The organism is Paenibacillus sp. XP01 (assembly GCF_057364885.1).
Map to the genome: position 1 here is coordinate 4,209,513 of NZ_CP139481.1, position 13,663 is coordinate 4,223,175.

Here is a 13,663-nt window from a genome sequence, read left to right on the forward strand (position 1 = left end):
CAAAATAAGTAGTATGATTTATAATTTTTGGATTTGTTCGTAATACATGTTCATCTGCAGGAAGCTCATGCCAACAAGCGGGACGACCAAGTAGAGAAAGACCAGTGCATACATAGGCGCAAACCCGATCATTTTTCCCCATGCAGCCTTGGCATCGACCATTTTGGCGTACTCCTGCTTGCGTTGTTCAAAATAAAAAGACATCATGCTATCCAGATCATCAAATGCTTCCTGGATCGAAATTTTGCCCAGCGCAAGCTGCAGCTTGTCCACAAGGCGTTGAAACTCCGGGAGCCGCGCATCCGCCTTTAAATGTTCAAGGGCATCCTCCGGCCCATGTTCGAAATGAAGCAGGCACTTTTGCAAAGGACGTTTGAAAATGACGGCAAACCGGTTAAGCCACTCCAGAATCTCTTCCACCGACATCCGCTCCATGTCGCGCAAAATCGAGATGACCGTCTGGAACTGGTAAATTTCATGCAGCATGTCCATGCCGCGCATTTTGCGCTGAAACAGCATCAGCCATATGGGCAAATAATACCCGGACGTGCCGATCAGAAAAGCAATGAGCAGTTCCCACCACTGCAAATATTGACGTTGAAGCTTCTCCCATTTTTGCGTGATCCGGGCAACCGTTTCATTCTGCACCTCGTCCTTAAGCTGCCGGGAACTAACGCGCTCTAGCGCTTGGACGATTTCGTCATGAGTCGCATTCCCTGCTTTGGAGACCTGCTGCAGCACAGCCCGGTCCAGATCCGCCGTATCCTGGGCTTGTTTCAATTCATCTGCGGACATGGCTCCGAACATTCGGTCATCCCGGACAGGCGCATATAAAATATGGTTCCGTTCCACCTGGTGAAGCGCAGCAATGCAACAAAGAGAGAATAGAAAGCATCCTACAAAGAGGACAAACCTTCGAATAGCCAACCATTCATACTTGAGCTCCGAGCTGCTCTCTCTCATCAAACGTACGGATTGGCCGTACTTGATGCTGCCGGGTTTGGCTGCAAGCAGAAATGAGCATTTTCGAATAAAAGGCTGCTTGTAAAGGATTCGCTCCCATACGGTATTGCTGCGCCCTGCCCGAAAACGCGTTTCATCGTACTGTTGCAGGCGCTGCAGCAGTAAATAGGCAGCAATAATCACCACATAGATGGATATCTTGGTTACGAACCCCAGCTTGCTTCCGTAAAACTCATCCATCGAAGGAAAGCTGCTTCTGGCCCAACGCTCGATCGGCGCCGTAAACAGTACCGGGGCAAGCGCAATGATATTGAGCCCTTTCAACAGGTAATCCAGCTTGTCCCTGCGCAAAATTTCCAAGTGGATTTCCTGCGTGAGGTTGCCGAGCCCCTTCAGATAGATGGAGCCGTGCGCCCTGTCCTTATCCCCGAATTCCATGACCAAGTAGGACATGCCCGCAAATCCTTTCAAAAAACGGTTAGGAGCAACCTCATAATACCTTTCCAGCGCCTCGTTCGGATCCGGTGAAGTCAATGCCTCGTAGATGAGCATGACTTGCTGCGCGGCTTCCCCTTTACCTGTTTCCGCTGCCTCGTATAGCGCTTCTTCGATCATGCCGTGCTGGTGATAACGATGACGCACTTCGGCAAACACATCCAGCATCTGCATCAACAAACGTTTCTCCAAGCGATTTAGCCACATATCCAAGACCAGGCTGTTCAACACAACCGCGCACAGAACAACCAATAACAAAAAGCTCCATCCAGGTTGAACCATCAACAGAACGATACCGACTAAACTGCAGCTTCCTGCGACGATGAGCACGATCCCCATCGTCGTTTTTCTCAGCGCCATTTCATCTCCGACATGGCGGAACGAAATCCTCTTTTTGACCTGCAGAACGTATGCAGACCATAACGGCAGTTTCATGCTCCAACGATAGCTCTGCAATAAGAACGATCTCCAACCGGCAAGCCGCCGACTTCCTGGCATGGAAAATACGGTTTGCCGTCTGGTTGCTGCAACACCTCCTTTATGGCGGAGAATCGCTAGAATCAGCATGACAACCGCCAGACCTACAGCACAGCATGCAAGCAGCAATAACAGGATCGATTTAAACGGCATGGGTATCCCCCCAATATTTGATCAGAAACCGCTCGAACCGGTCTGCATCCTGCATCGTCATTTGATCCCGCATATCGGACATGCTTTCAGCAGTTAAAGGCGCAGCCGCAACATAACTTCCGTCCCGATACTCGACCACGTTGCGGAACGAAAACCCTACCCGCTCTTCAACGCTCTCGATCTGCCCGGAACGCGGCAGGCATTCGGTGATTCGCTCGATGTATCTGCGTCCCTCCACATCTTTTTTCATGTGCACGTCGAAATTGATCACGCTGACGACCTGCTCTTCGGCAATATGTTCATGTTGAAACATCCCTGTTTTGAGCAGTGAATTGCGCAGGGAAAACACAAGATCCCTGAACGTTTTGGCATGGTGAGTGAACAGCGTGAACAGACTGGCGACTTGAGACATTTGAATCATCCAGGCAGCTACTTCGTCACTCGCTACTTCACCCAAAATATTCACGGTTCCGTCCGTTTTTTTCTGTAAATCAAGGCCTTCCTGACCGGAAATATGCTCGGTTTCGCGAAAGCTCAATATGTTGCGCCGGCTATAAATACGTCTCAGCTGCAGCTCGAAGGCCATCTCTTGCACACGCAAGGTATACGATGGATAAATGTGTTTCACCATGGCCATAAGGAGCGTTGTTTTCCCCGAACCCTGAGCTCCGGTCACCGCGGTAATCCGGCTTCCTTTCATCAAATAACACAACAGCATGATCGGCAGCTCCGCATTTTCGCCAGTGACAAGCTGCTCCAGCGAAGCATTCGGAATATCGAACTTCCGTACGAAAAAGGCCCACGATTCCGCAAACGGAGGACGAACGACAACAACGCGCGAACCGTCTTTCATCTCGTTCACTTTATATCCGTTCGCCTCGGACAACTGTCCAGGGTAGTTGTATTTGTAAATGTTCTGGCATACCCTTTTCAGTTCACGGACGCTGCCAAAGGACAGAAACGACAGGTGGATCGATCTCCCCTTGTAAAAAATCCAAACGCTCTCCGCTGCGCTTAAAGGCTCTTCCGCTTCATTCACAAACGATGTATCCTGTATCAGATCATCCCACGATGCAGGCAACCGACTTCCTTGATCCTGCGTATCCAATATGCCGCTGACTCCGCCGCTCACGCCATCAATGCGTTGGTCACGAATCTCGTCAACTATCGAAAACCCTTTATAATGCTGATAGATTCGCTGCACGACGATATCTCTTTTTTCATGAAATTCTAGCCTGCGGTATTCGCAATCGAAAACGTAATGGATGTCTTCCTCCGAAATGTAGTAGCTCCCCCCGTTCTCCCCTTCTGCCTCCATTCGCAATTTCCCAAGATCATACGTTTCGATCAGCCGGGAAAGAGCATCCACCCCGAATTGCTGTTTGTACAAAAAAAACACAATTTCAAAGCGATCCTGAACCGTTAACAGCTCCTGATCTTCAAATGGAATGACTTCATCAATGGTGGTTTTGTTCAATCCAAGAGTCCGCGTGAGCAGATCGCCGATGAGTCTTTTAACATAAAGTTTGTCGCTCAGGCTGCCGGAGACACAGCCTTTCAGCGCTTTCCGCATCTCGGCACGCTGGTTGATTCTCCGCTGATATTCCTCTTCATGCAAGCCGGCGTCAGCCAACTGGCTGTGACTTAACTCATGTAGTGCATGTTTTACTTTCTCCGTCAAACCTTCGATGGTCAGCGATTCGTGATTATGATCTTTCCGTTCTTGTTGTTCACGATCAAGCTTCCTGTATTTCGTCCCAAAAAATAGGATGATTCCAAGCAGCATTACGCCGATTAATGTACCATTCACCCCCATGAAGGTCAGGCTCCCCTTTCAAGCCTTTTCAAGATCGTGCGCATTCCTGCGCCGTCCATGATCAGGCGAGCGAATTCAGCCATATGCTTGCTGAAACTGTCTTTCCCTTTTCCTTCATTGCCACTCCACCCGTGCAATTGCAGAAAACTCCCCACATCGCGCCGGTTGGCTGCATCAAGGTACCCCGTTGTGTACGGGATCGCCGACATCGTCCCCTTATATCGGAAACGACGACGAATGTTCGCTAGCGTTGCTCGGGCATGCGGGTCATACTTGCCAATTACCAAATGCATTTTTCGGTCTTTCATACAAAAAGGCATTTCTCCTTCAAAAAACTGTTCAAGCTCCCTCATGTTCTGCGTCAAATGAACGACCACGAACTCAGCGCGCTGCAGAAGAAGACTTGCATCTCTCCCTTCCTGACCCGCCTCTACGATGACCAGATCATAGTATTCGTTCGCGGCATTCAGCAGCGAGTTCAGCGGTTCAGCCTGCCCTTTGTGCAATCGCTCCATATTGTTCATGGAACCGGTCAGCAAGTCCAAGCGGTCTTTGATCAGCGGTTTGGCATGATCCTTGACGTTATGTTTGGTCAATGCGCCGCTGGCATGCAGCCGCTCGATGGCATCCCATCCCCCTTCGTCAAAACGGTGAAGCGAGTCTGCTTCATACCCTTGAATCGGAGGAAGCAACGCCTCCACTCCGCTGCACGCCTGTCCTGAATTCACCAGTAAAATTCTTACTCTGTACTGCAAACCCATGGCATACGCACCAATCAATGAGCTGGAGGTGCAGCCGCTTCCGGGAAACGGACTCCAAAACGCTACCGTACTCATGCCCTCATCCTTTCTGCTTCTTTCATCGCCTTTCGGCTCTGAACCGGTTCCCAGCCTGTCAGCTGCTCGATCAGGCGGCGAAGCGACTTTTTGTAGTTTCGAGAAAGTGGGCCCAGCCGTATTCGGCGATGATGCTCATTTTCCAATTTGACTGCCGCAATCAGTTCATCCCAGGGCAGCACCAGAGATTCTGCAGTCCACTCAAACGGGCCTCTATCAAGATATGTCCATAAATATTGAACATCCAGTTTGCAATCCACCGCATTGATCAAAATCCGTTGAAACGAAAGATTGCCCGGCAAGTCCTGTTCCTCCAGCAAATGCTCCAGCCAGCCCTTGCTGCGCTCGAGATTATAACGCTCGTAATCGCAGACCCAGAGACGGATCTCGGCTTGCAGCCATAAATCTCGGGAAGCGAAATGGGAGCTTTCCACGTCATAAACGATGTAATCATAAGCGTCAATCCCTTCGCCGCTTGCTTCGAGATGGCCCTCAACCGCTGCGGACGTAACGAATTGGCAAGCGACGTCAAATCCTTCAAACTCAGTAATGCGAAGCGAGTGATTGCCTTCACCCACGCTATACATGTATTTCTGTTGAAGCGTACCATCTACAAGCAAAACCCTTTTACCGGACGCCGCCAAAATTTTGCACAAGTACAACATCAGATCCGTTTTCTCGCACAATCCCGCAAAAATCCATGCATGCAATTGAACCCCTCCTAAGCAATCGCGTTGTTATAAGAATCATTAATAGAATAAATCGCTTGTTTTTCTGTGTCTCATTGCCCGCCAGTCAGCACCCGTTGTTGTTGTTCCTCAGCACTGCCGCTGTCCGCCGGTTGGTCAAACACGCTGCCTGGATCAACGTTCGCGGACTGATCCGTTCGTTCGCCAGCGCCTGGACGGTTATTGTACGAAACAGAGGATTTCGCCACATCCTGTTCAACGCTCCGCGAAGGCGCGGCAGCAGAGATTGCAAGCGAGCTTTCCAATGAGCTGCGCACTTGGCGCACCAGCTCCTGCTCGGCCCGCCTGACGATATTCGGATCGCTCTCCAGCAATTTCAACACCTCCTGATTCGCTGGATACGTCGGTATGGCCGCAGTTTGAAACTGGGGTTCCACATAGGTAAGGGCGTAGATTGAAGCTTTATGTAAGTAGGCATCCACGATCGCACTGGATAGCGACAAGATCTCTTCTTCCGTCATCGTAATCCATAATGTAGAGGCATTGAGGCGCTCCACCTTCTTTTTCGACAATAGAATGTAGTCCTGGCCTGTCGGAAACTGGATCCGAACATCAATGATATCACCCTGGGCCAACGACGAAGGCAGCAGAACAACTTGAAGCTCCCGGTTCCTTAAATCCGGAGGAGCAGGCGTATCTTCGTAAACCATTTCCGTCGTAATGGCTGTTCCTTTTTTAAGCTCGATCTTGGCTCGCTGATCTTCGGGTTGTTTGCTGCTGGACCACAAATTGCGCGGTGCCTGTGCGTCGGGAACGGCAAAAAGCTTAATGTCTTCCGCGAGAATCGGCTCCCCCGCTTCGATATCCCGCACGGTCACCCATGCCTGCGCCCCCGACTCCCATTGCTGGAGAAGCTCGGCTTCTTTTTGCTCAAAGGCTGCTGTAAACTTCGCTTCGATCTCCGCTTTGGTGTCGTTTAGCGTAATGAGGCTGTAAATCACGTATCCCCCAAACAACAGGCCTACTGCACCCGCACCAATCAGGCCAGCATAGATCCGTTGACGGCTTTGCTTTCGTAATTTGGACAAAAAAGGCTCTCCTTTCCCTTAATTGCATGTTCTGCTTTGGAATTGATCGTCATTTCTTGATGATCTCAGCTTGCTTCACCACACTTCTTCCTGTAAGCCTTACCATCATATACACGGCTCATTTCTTTCTGGTAAACCACGAACGCTTCGCCGGCGTATGCCCTGTCAGATGATGCAATAATTGCCCAAGCACCTTATCCATGTGCGGATCCTTGTCAAAAGGATCTGTTTGCAACGGAAGGCTGTATACGCGTTCCGTATCCAGTGATTTGCGAATTCGCTGCACTGCATCCGAAGCGGCCAATGGCAGGCAATAGGTCCACTTGTCCCGCGGGAAACGATGATGCGAGCGAATCAAAGCTCCAATCTCGGCTTGCCTCCACTCCGCGCCTGAACCTACAACGATGGGCAGGTCGGCTCTTAGAAATTCCTCCAGCCGCTGCTGATCCTGACCACTGCCCAAATCCATGACGATAAACTGGTAGCTGCCCCCAAGCAAAGACAAAATATCTGCCCTTCCGGATTGCTTCCAGTAGTGGACACCGTTGACCACAAAATTCCGGCCTGCAGCAGGCGGCTTGCCGCCATGGGCAATTTGCTGGATACGGCTAAACGACTGCGAACGCGGAGACATTTCAATAATGGCTACCTTGCCGTTGTTCCGCTCCAAATAATGGCTTATCGCTATGGATGTATGCGTTACGCCTACACCGGCGGCCGTTCCCATCAGAGCGATGACCCGAGTGCCACCATTCATCGTTACCGATACATTTCCTGAAAGCGGAGTGCTCCCGGGTCTTCGCAAAATTTCTGCACGCACTTCGCCGGCCGATTGAAAGCGTTCCTGGGGAACATGGCGCAGCAACCTTCGCATAACAGGGATGTACATGCGCGGAACATCGCCTCGTATAGAAGCCTCTACTCCTTGAATCCACTCCGTATAGGCACCGCATGTCAAGAGATACATCATCAGTGCACCAAGTCCGTATAGGTCTGAACGGGCATCCGTTTGTCCCGATCCGTATTGTTCCGGAGCGGCAAACCCGGCAGTTCCCAGCTTGATCGTATCCTGATTTTGAAGCGTCTTATAGCTTCGAGCAATGCCGAAATCAATCAACCTCACTTCCTGCTCCGGCGTGATCATGATGTTGGACGGCTTCATATCCCGATAAATAATGGGCGGATCGAGGTGATGCAAATATTCCAACACATCGAGCAACTGAAGCACAAATTCCGTCACCTGCTCCATCGGGATTTTACCGCCGCATTGTTTGAAATAATCGGCCAGCGTCATGCCTTCGATTCGCTCCATGACCAGGTAAGCATACCCTTGTTCGTCCGGGGCAAAGAAGTCGACAATCTGCGGAAGCCTCGGATGTCGAAGGGAAATGAGCAGGGCCGCCTCCGTGCCCATGCTGCTCTCATATGGCAGGCTCATCACGCTTTCTTTAACGGCCCACGTTTTGCCGGGAAGCTTCAAATCCTCGGCTTCGTACACACGGCTCATGCCGCCTGTGCCTAGAACCGAAACGATGCGGTATCTGTCGCCAAGCAGTCTTCCTGGCACCAATCTGGCCGAATGTTTCACTGTCAATCCCTCCTTTCTCGCACGACAAAAAGGGAAAGCCCTCCAAAGCCGCACTACCGAAACATCGGTAGCTCTGACTCTGGGATGCTTTCCCTTTAAACGTCATGGTTAATATTGGTATCATTATAGTACAGGCCGGTGTTAGTTGTAAAGTACAAAAACCGTTTCAGATCATGTCATACACAGTACGCCCGATTTTTCCTATCCATTGCTGGTAAAGCAATCTGTTTCAGGAAGCGAGTCTGTTAATATTTAATCATGTAAAGCGTAATCTCTTCTCGATTATGGAACAACTGCTTCGAGCGTTGAATTTGCAAACGAGAGCGTTCAAAGGTGTCGATGACTTCCTTGATGAGGGCCAGCGGCTTTTTGTGAAGCAGCTTGACCGTAACGATCGCGGTTCCCCCGGACTGAAGGCTGTACATCAGATCGGAAACAAGCCTGCTCATCAGCTTGGGACTCCAGCTCATATCACATACCAGCAGATCGAATTCGCCTTCCTTAAACTTCACGTCACCCGCATTTTTTTTCAAAAACGTAAGCTTGGGCGATTGCAGCAGACCCACATCCATCTTGGCCGGATCCACAGCGGTAACCTCAAGGCCGCGTTCCAACAGAAACGATGTCCAACCTCCTGGTGCTGCCCCGATGTCCAGCGCTTTGCGAAAAGATCTAAAGTCGATGCCAAAGGTCTGCTCCGCTTCCAGCAGTTTGAATTTGGCCCGCGAAATCTGCCCCTCTTCCTTCTGAAAACGGATAGCTCCTCCATTCCAGTCCGACAAATTTTGTTCCGGTTTCGAAATTCCCGCGTACAAGGTTTCCTCAGCAGCGAAAACGGATACGATGTAATCTGCTTCGCGAACAACCCACTCGCAGCTCAGATCCTCCAATTTGTCGGTGAGGTATTGCTTCAGCGACGCAGCGTTTTCGTGCCAGAACGCACCTTCGGTTTTGCGCACCTGCAACGCCACGCGTAAGCCGCCCAGCTCTTGATGATTCGTTATAAAAGCAAGCAAGCGTTCCAGCGCTTGTTCGGAATCGGCTGCGTTTTCCTGAAATTGCACCGGTTGAATATGACGCAGAAACGTCGGATCTTCCGTCTGCAGCATACTGGCAACTTGCTCTTCCGCAACAGGCAAGCCGGCAAGCAACACCTCGCCGGGCACGAGCACCGTGCTCTTGACCGCTCCGAACGTTCGGCGCAATTCTTCCTGCGCGTAAGGCGCAAAGCCATGATTGGCCGTGCAAATAAAACGGGAGAAGTTGCCTTCCTCCCAAGGTGACTGTGACTGTGTACTCAAAATGTGTTACCCTCCAGAACGTACGCGAATCCAAGGCCGTCCTTCCACCCATTGGATGTCGACCGGAATGTCGTACGTAAGCTTAATGGTTTCTTGCGTCAAAACATCATGTTTCGGACCTGCCGCGGCAATGCGGCCACCGCGAACAAGAGCGACATGCGTAAATAAAGGCATGATTTCCTCAATATGATGCGTGACATAAATAACGGTCATGTCCCGCTGGCGCAGCCGGTCGATTTCGGCCAGCATTTTTTCGCGTTCATACAGATCAAGCCCCGCACAGGGCTCGTCCATGATCAGCAGTTTGGGATCGGCCATGAGCGAACGCGCCAGCATCACCTTTTTCCGTTCCCCTTGGGACAATGTACCGAGCGGTTGATCGGCGAGTTTGCCAAAGTCCATTTCTTCTAACAGCTGCCGCGCTTTGTTTTGAACCTCGTCCGGAATCGCCTGATAAAAACGCAGAAATGCGTAGGCCCCGGTAGCCACAACTTCCCAGACAGGATCTCGCAAAGTCAGCTTTTCGATCAGCGTCTGGCTGATGTACCCGATCTGCTTGCGCACTTCCCGCACATCGCATTGCCCGTACCGGTTGCCCAATACGTCGATACGTCCCTGGCTTGGGAACATATACCCCGTCATCAGCTCCAGCAGCGTTGTTTTCCCGGAACCGTTGCGTCCCAGGATCACCCAATGCTCGCCTTCCTGAACATGCAGCTGCACATGGTCCAAAATTTGACGTTCCTCTCTCCGGAGGGAAACGTCTTGCATCTGAATGATACTCATCCCAGCACCACCTTTCGAATTTCGCCGAGAAGATGTTGGGTTGAATTCATTCGATAAACCATTGTTGGCCTTTCTTGCTCACCGTCAAACAGCATAAGTGCCGGCACGCTGGATATTTGATACTTCTGCACCAACTCGGGAATATCGTTGATATTCATCTCGACCAACACATCCTCCGGCAGCAAATGCTCGGCAACCTCCAGCATGCGCCGGGCAGCGGCACACGTGCCGCATAGCGGAGTATGGATGAAGACTGCTTGTGGCAATCCTTCCCATACGTTGCGCAAAAGCATTTTTTGCGTGATCGGCTTCATCGGGAACCCGCTCCCGCGGCAATGCGAAGCATAACCTCACCTGTCATTGGCCCGTTGTGCATAATGACTTCTGCCGGCTTGTTTGAGTAAAGGATTTCATACATTTGACGTTTGCCAAACATGCTCGAGGTATGCAAATAAATCTCGCGCGGATAGAGGCCTTCTCTTACGATCGCTGCAGCGACATCGCCACCGTTCGGGGAATCGGGACCCAGCTCATAATCGAGCGACAATATATCTACTTCGCATTCCCTGAGCAGCATCAGGCATTCCTCCGCGTTTTTTGCGAGCACAAAGCCTTTCGGACATGCCCGGTAGTCATCCAAAAATACATGCATGGTATCTCTCCTCTCCCCGCTTTTATTGCCAGGAACGCATTAACGCGATGTCTTCGCGGTGCGTTCCGTCTTTGCCCGTCTCCGTTTCCATGACAACGACGGCTTTTCCGAACTCGGGAGACGCCAGCAGCGCCTTCATTCCATCACTTCCGATGCGACCGGCGCCAATTCGGGCATGTCTGTCCTTGCATGAGCCGGATGCAAATTTTGAATCGTTGAAATGTACGGCCGCCAAGGCATCCCAATAGCCAAGCTTTCTTCCTTTTTCTAACATGGCCTGCTCTTCCCCCTCAGACCACATGCCTGAAGCAAAAGCATGGCAGGTATCAAAGCAAAAAGCAATATGTTCAGGGTGGCTGCATAGTTTGCGAATCTGCACCATCTCTTCCATCGTTGTTCCCATAGGTCCATGATCGCCTGCTTGATTTTCGAGCAGCACCTTTGCCTTCCCGTCCCATTGCTCCAGAACCATGTCAAGGGTCTGTATAATATGCTGATAACCCACCAAAGGGTCGTCGCTTTTCATATGGCCAAAATGAACCACCGTACCCACGGAGCCGCAAGCATCTGCGATCTCCAGGTCATTGCGAATCGAAGCGATCACCGCATGATATCCCGCCTCTCCACGGGACATGCCCAAAGCAGGATTAGTAGGATAAGGCGAGTGGGCGATGGACGCCAATCCGTACTCCATGCAATAGTCCCGGCATTGCCGGGCATCTATGGCATCCAGAGCCTTAAGCGAGAGACTGCGGGGGTTTTTCGGAAAGTACTGAAATGCCGTTGCCCCCTGTGCGTGAGCCCGCTTGGCCGCCTGGACAAATCCGCCTTTGGTGCTGACGTGCGCGCCGATGCCGCTGTTAGGCGTCATGCTGGCAATCCGGACAGAAAAATGCCTTCTTGCCCGTGATTTCCACACGTTCGATCGTTCCCCCACAACGCGGGCACGCTTCGCCTTCGCGATCGTACACCCTGCATTGGTCATCAAAATTTCCTGTCTTCAAGTCGCCTTGCATCAGCGGCATTTCAATATATCCGCCTTCGCTGGCTGCCTCGCGCAATACCGATTGCATGGCATGATATAGACGTTCGCTCAGTTCCGGAGAAGCGGCAATATTTTGGGTTTTGGACCCGGGTCTTAAGCCCGCAGCAAACGCAATTTCATCCGAATAACAGTTGCCGATGCCCGCAATGATATGTTGATTGACCAGCGTTGTTTTGAGCGTGCCCCGACGCCCCTTGAGCAGCGCGGCAAACCGTTCTGCGTTCATGCGGCGGTCCAGCGGCTCGGGTCCTAACTCAGACATCGCTTCTTCGGTTTCCTTCGAAGTCAACAGATGCAAATACCCCAACCGCAGACCGATAAAGAATAAAATTTGTTCACCGAAATGAAGCTCTACTTGGGTCGTGCGGTCTGGTCGATCGTCCTCGGTTCCCCAATAAAGCAATCCGCCCAGCATCAAGTGCAGTACGAGGCGCTTTCCGTTGGAAAGGTGGAAAATAAGATGCTTCGCCCGACGCTCCACAAAAATGATGCGATTGCCCACCAGCTGCTGTGCAAACTCATCCGGCGTTTTGTTAATGGATTTTTCGCGGTTAACCGCTACGTTCGTAATCGGTTTATCCAGTATGTGATCGGACAATAGCGTCCGGTAGTTTTCCATTTCCGGCAATTCCGGCATCGTACATCTACTCCTTCGTCGTTGGATGGCCGACTTGCTCAGACAGCCACTCGATCAAATTGTTCAAATCTTCAAACACATGGTCTGGACGTACCTTTGCGGCATTGATGTGGCTATCCATGTTGTCGCGTGTCGTCACTCCTGTCAACACCAACAACGTTTCACAGCCAGCTGCGGCGCCTGCACCAATGTCGGTACGCATATTGTCCCCGATGACCGCGACTTCTTCCGGATTCAGGTTCAAACGTTGGATGGCCGACTTCATGATGATGCTGGACGGTTTGCCAATAACGGTAGGTCGGATGTCGGTCGCCGCTTTAATGGCCGCGCCAAGCGTTCCCGCTCCCGGCGTAAGCCCGTCGTCCGAAGGAAGCTGCAGATCAGGGTTCGTCAATATGAATTCCGCACCTGCATTGATCCACCGAAGCGCCTGCGTCAATTTGGCGTAATTGAAATCACGGTCAATCCCCTGGATCAGGTAATCAGGATCGTGATCCGTTAAAGTCAATCCAGCATCCTGAATCGCCTGCAGCAGCCCTTCTTCTCCGATGCAAGCGACTCGCGCGCCAGGCGCAATTCCTGCTACGTATTCTGCCGCGGCAACCGCCGAAGTACACACTTGTTCAGCTTCAGCCGGAATGCCCATCCCTTTCAAATGTTCCGCCACGCCTTGAGGCGTACGCGACGAGTTGTTTGTGACAAACAAATAAGGCACCTTTTGCTCATTCAAAAAATGAATTAACCGATCTGCTCCCTCGATTCGATGTTTTCCGTGATAAAGCGTACCATCCAAGTCAATCAAAAAAGCTTTAATCACTCAGACACTTCCTTTCTTCATGGCATGAACCATTAGGAAAGCATTGCTGGAAGCCCAAATTGCAGAACAGTTCCACAAATGGTTGGCTTCCAAACAATACTGTCCGGCGATACTATGTATAGAGACAAAAAGGAAACGCCCGCTTCGCAGCACGCAACACGTCGAACTTGATCGAAGATAGACGTCTGCCTTCGCGCGCCTTCTGTACAAGCTTGTCATTTCCTGCGCTTTCCCGGAAAATAATTCGGTTCATTTCCTCATGCTCAATGCCCATCCTACACCGTTTACCAACAGATTGCAAAAGGGACTGCGGGAAATGC

At 51.2% G+C, this 13,663-nt stretch carries 14 protein-coding genes; all 14 read right to left on the minus strand.

Going from position 1 to position 13,663, the window contains the following annotated elements; all coding sequences use genetic code 11:
• Positions 1–18 precede the first annotated feature (18 nt).
• The 14 genes from SNR34_RS18905 to SNR34_RS18970 all read right to left on the minus strand — a co-directional run bounded on the left by SNR34_RS18905 (position 19) and on the right by SNR34_RS18970 (position 13,596).
• On the minus strand, positions 19–2,088 hold the full coding sequence (locus SNR34_RS18905) for a hypothetical protein (protein WP_486179928.1): 2,070 nt from the start codon (positions 2,086–2,088) through the stop codon (positions 19–21).
• Positions 2,078–3,904 (minus strand): pilus assembly protein CpaF, encoded by a 1,827-nt coding sequence (locus tag SNR34_RS18910; protein WP_486179929.1) that lies wholly within the window; start codon positions 3,902–3,904, stop codon positions 2,078–2,080. Before SNR34_RS18910 ends, SNR34_RS18905 begins: the two co-directional genes overlap by 11 nt.
• A gap of 5 nt (positions 3,905–3,909) precedes the next feature.
• Positions 3,910–4,740 (minus strand): CpaE/TadZ family protein, encoded by an 831-nt coding sequence (locus SNR34_RS18915; RefSeq protein ID WP_486179930.1) that lies wholly within the window; start codon positions 4,738–4,740, stop codon positions 3,910–3,912.
• Positions 4,737–5,450 carry a hypothetical protein gene (locus SNR34_RS18920; RefSeq protein WP_339272909.1) on the minus strand — a complete coding sequence of 238 codons (714 nt, stop codon included), beginning with the start codon at positions 5,448–5,450 and terminating at the stop codon, positions 4,737–4,739. The genes SNR34_RS18915 and SNR34_RS18920 overlap by 4 nt, the downstream gene beginning before the upstream one ends.
• A 71-nt stretch (positions 5,451–5,521) precedes the next feature.
• Positions 5,522–6,517, minus strand: coding sequence for an SAF domain-containing protein (locus tag SNR34_RS18925; RefSeq protein WP_486179931.1), 996 nt, complete (start codon positions 6,515–6,517; stop codon positions 5,522–5,524).
• Positions 6,518–6,635: 118 nt separating this feature from the next.
• Complete coding sequence (locus tag SNR34_RS18930; RefSeq protein ID WP_486179932.1) at positions 6,636–8,105, minus strand: serine/threonine protein kinase; 1,470 nt, start codon at positions 8,103–8,105, stop codon at positions 6,636–6,638.
• Between the two features lie 245 nt (positions 8,106–8,350).
• On the minus strand, positions 8,351–9,406 hold the full coding sequence (locus tag SNR34_RS18935) for an SAM-dependent methyltransferase (protein WP_486179933.1): 1,056 nt from the start codon (positions 9,404–9,406) through the stop codon (positions 8,351–8,353).
• 6 nt (positions 9,407–9,412) lie between these two features.
• Positions 9,413–10,192 carry an ABC transporter ATP-binding protein gene (locus SNR34_RS18940; RefSeq protein WP_486179934.1) on the minus strand — a complete coding sequence of 260 codons (780 nt, stop codon included), beginning with the start codon at positions 10,190–10,192 and terminating at the stop codon, positions 9,413–9,415.
• Complete coding sequence (locus SNR34_RS18945; RefSeq protein ID WP_236412203.1) at positions 10,189–10,506, minus strand: thioredoxin family protein; 318 nt, start codon at positions 10,504–10,506, stop codon at positions 10,189–10,191. Before SNR34_RS18945 ends, SNR34_RS18940 begins: the two co-directional genes overlap by 4 nt.
• Positions 10,503–10,844 (minus strand): cyclic-phosphate processing receiver domain-containing protein, encoded by a 342-nt coding sequence (locus SNR34_RS18950; RefSeq protein ID WP_236412202.1) that lies wholly within the window; start codon positions 10,842–10,844, stop codon positions 10,503–10,505. The genes SNR34_RS18945 and SNR34_RS18950 overlap by 4 nt, the downstream gene beginning before the upstream one ends.
• 22 nt (positions 10,845–10,866) lie before the next feature.
• Positions 10,867–11,715 (minus strand): deoxyribonuclease IV, encoded by an 849-nt coding sequence (locus SNR34_RS18955; RefSeq protein WP_339278433.1) that lies wholly within the window; start codon positions 11,713–11,715, stop codon positions 10,867–10,869.
• The gene (gene mutM / locus SNR34_RS18960) at positions 11,705–12,526 is read right to left on the minus strand and encodes a bifunctional DNA-formamidopyrimidine glycosylase/DNA-(apurinic or apyrimidinic site) lyase (protein ID WP_236412201.1); all 822 of its coding nucleotides are present in this window, start codon (positions 12,524–12,526) and stop codon (positions 11,705–11,707) included. Before mutM ends, SNR34_RS18955 begins: the two co-directional genes overlap by 11 nt.
• 7 nt (positions 12,527–12,533) lie before the next feature.
• Positions 12,534–13,343, minus strand: a complete 810-nt coding sequence (locus tag SNR34_RS18965; protein ID WP_486179935.1) for a TIGR01457 family HAD-type hydrolase — start codon at positions 13,341–13,343, stop codon at positions 12,534–12,536.
• A 112-nt stretch (positions 13,344–13,455) separates the two neighbouring features.
• Complete coding sequence (locus tag SNR34_RS18970; protein WP_486179936.1) at positions 13,456–13,596, minus strand: hypothetical protein; 141 nt, start codon at positions 13,594–13,596, stop codon at positions 13,456–13,458.
• Positions 13,597–13,663: the final 67 nt, after the last annotated feature.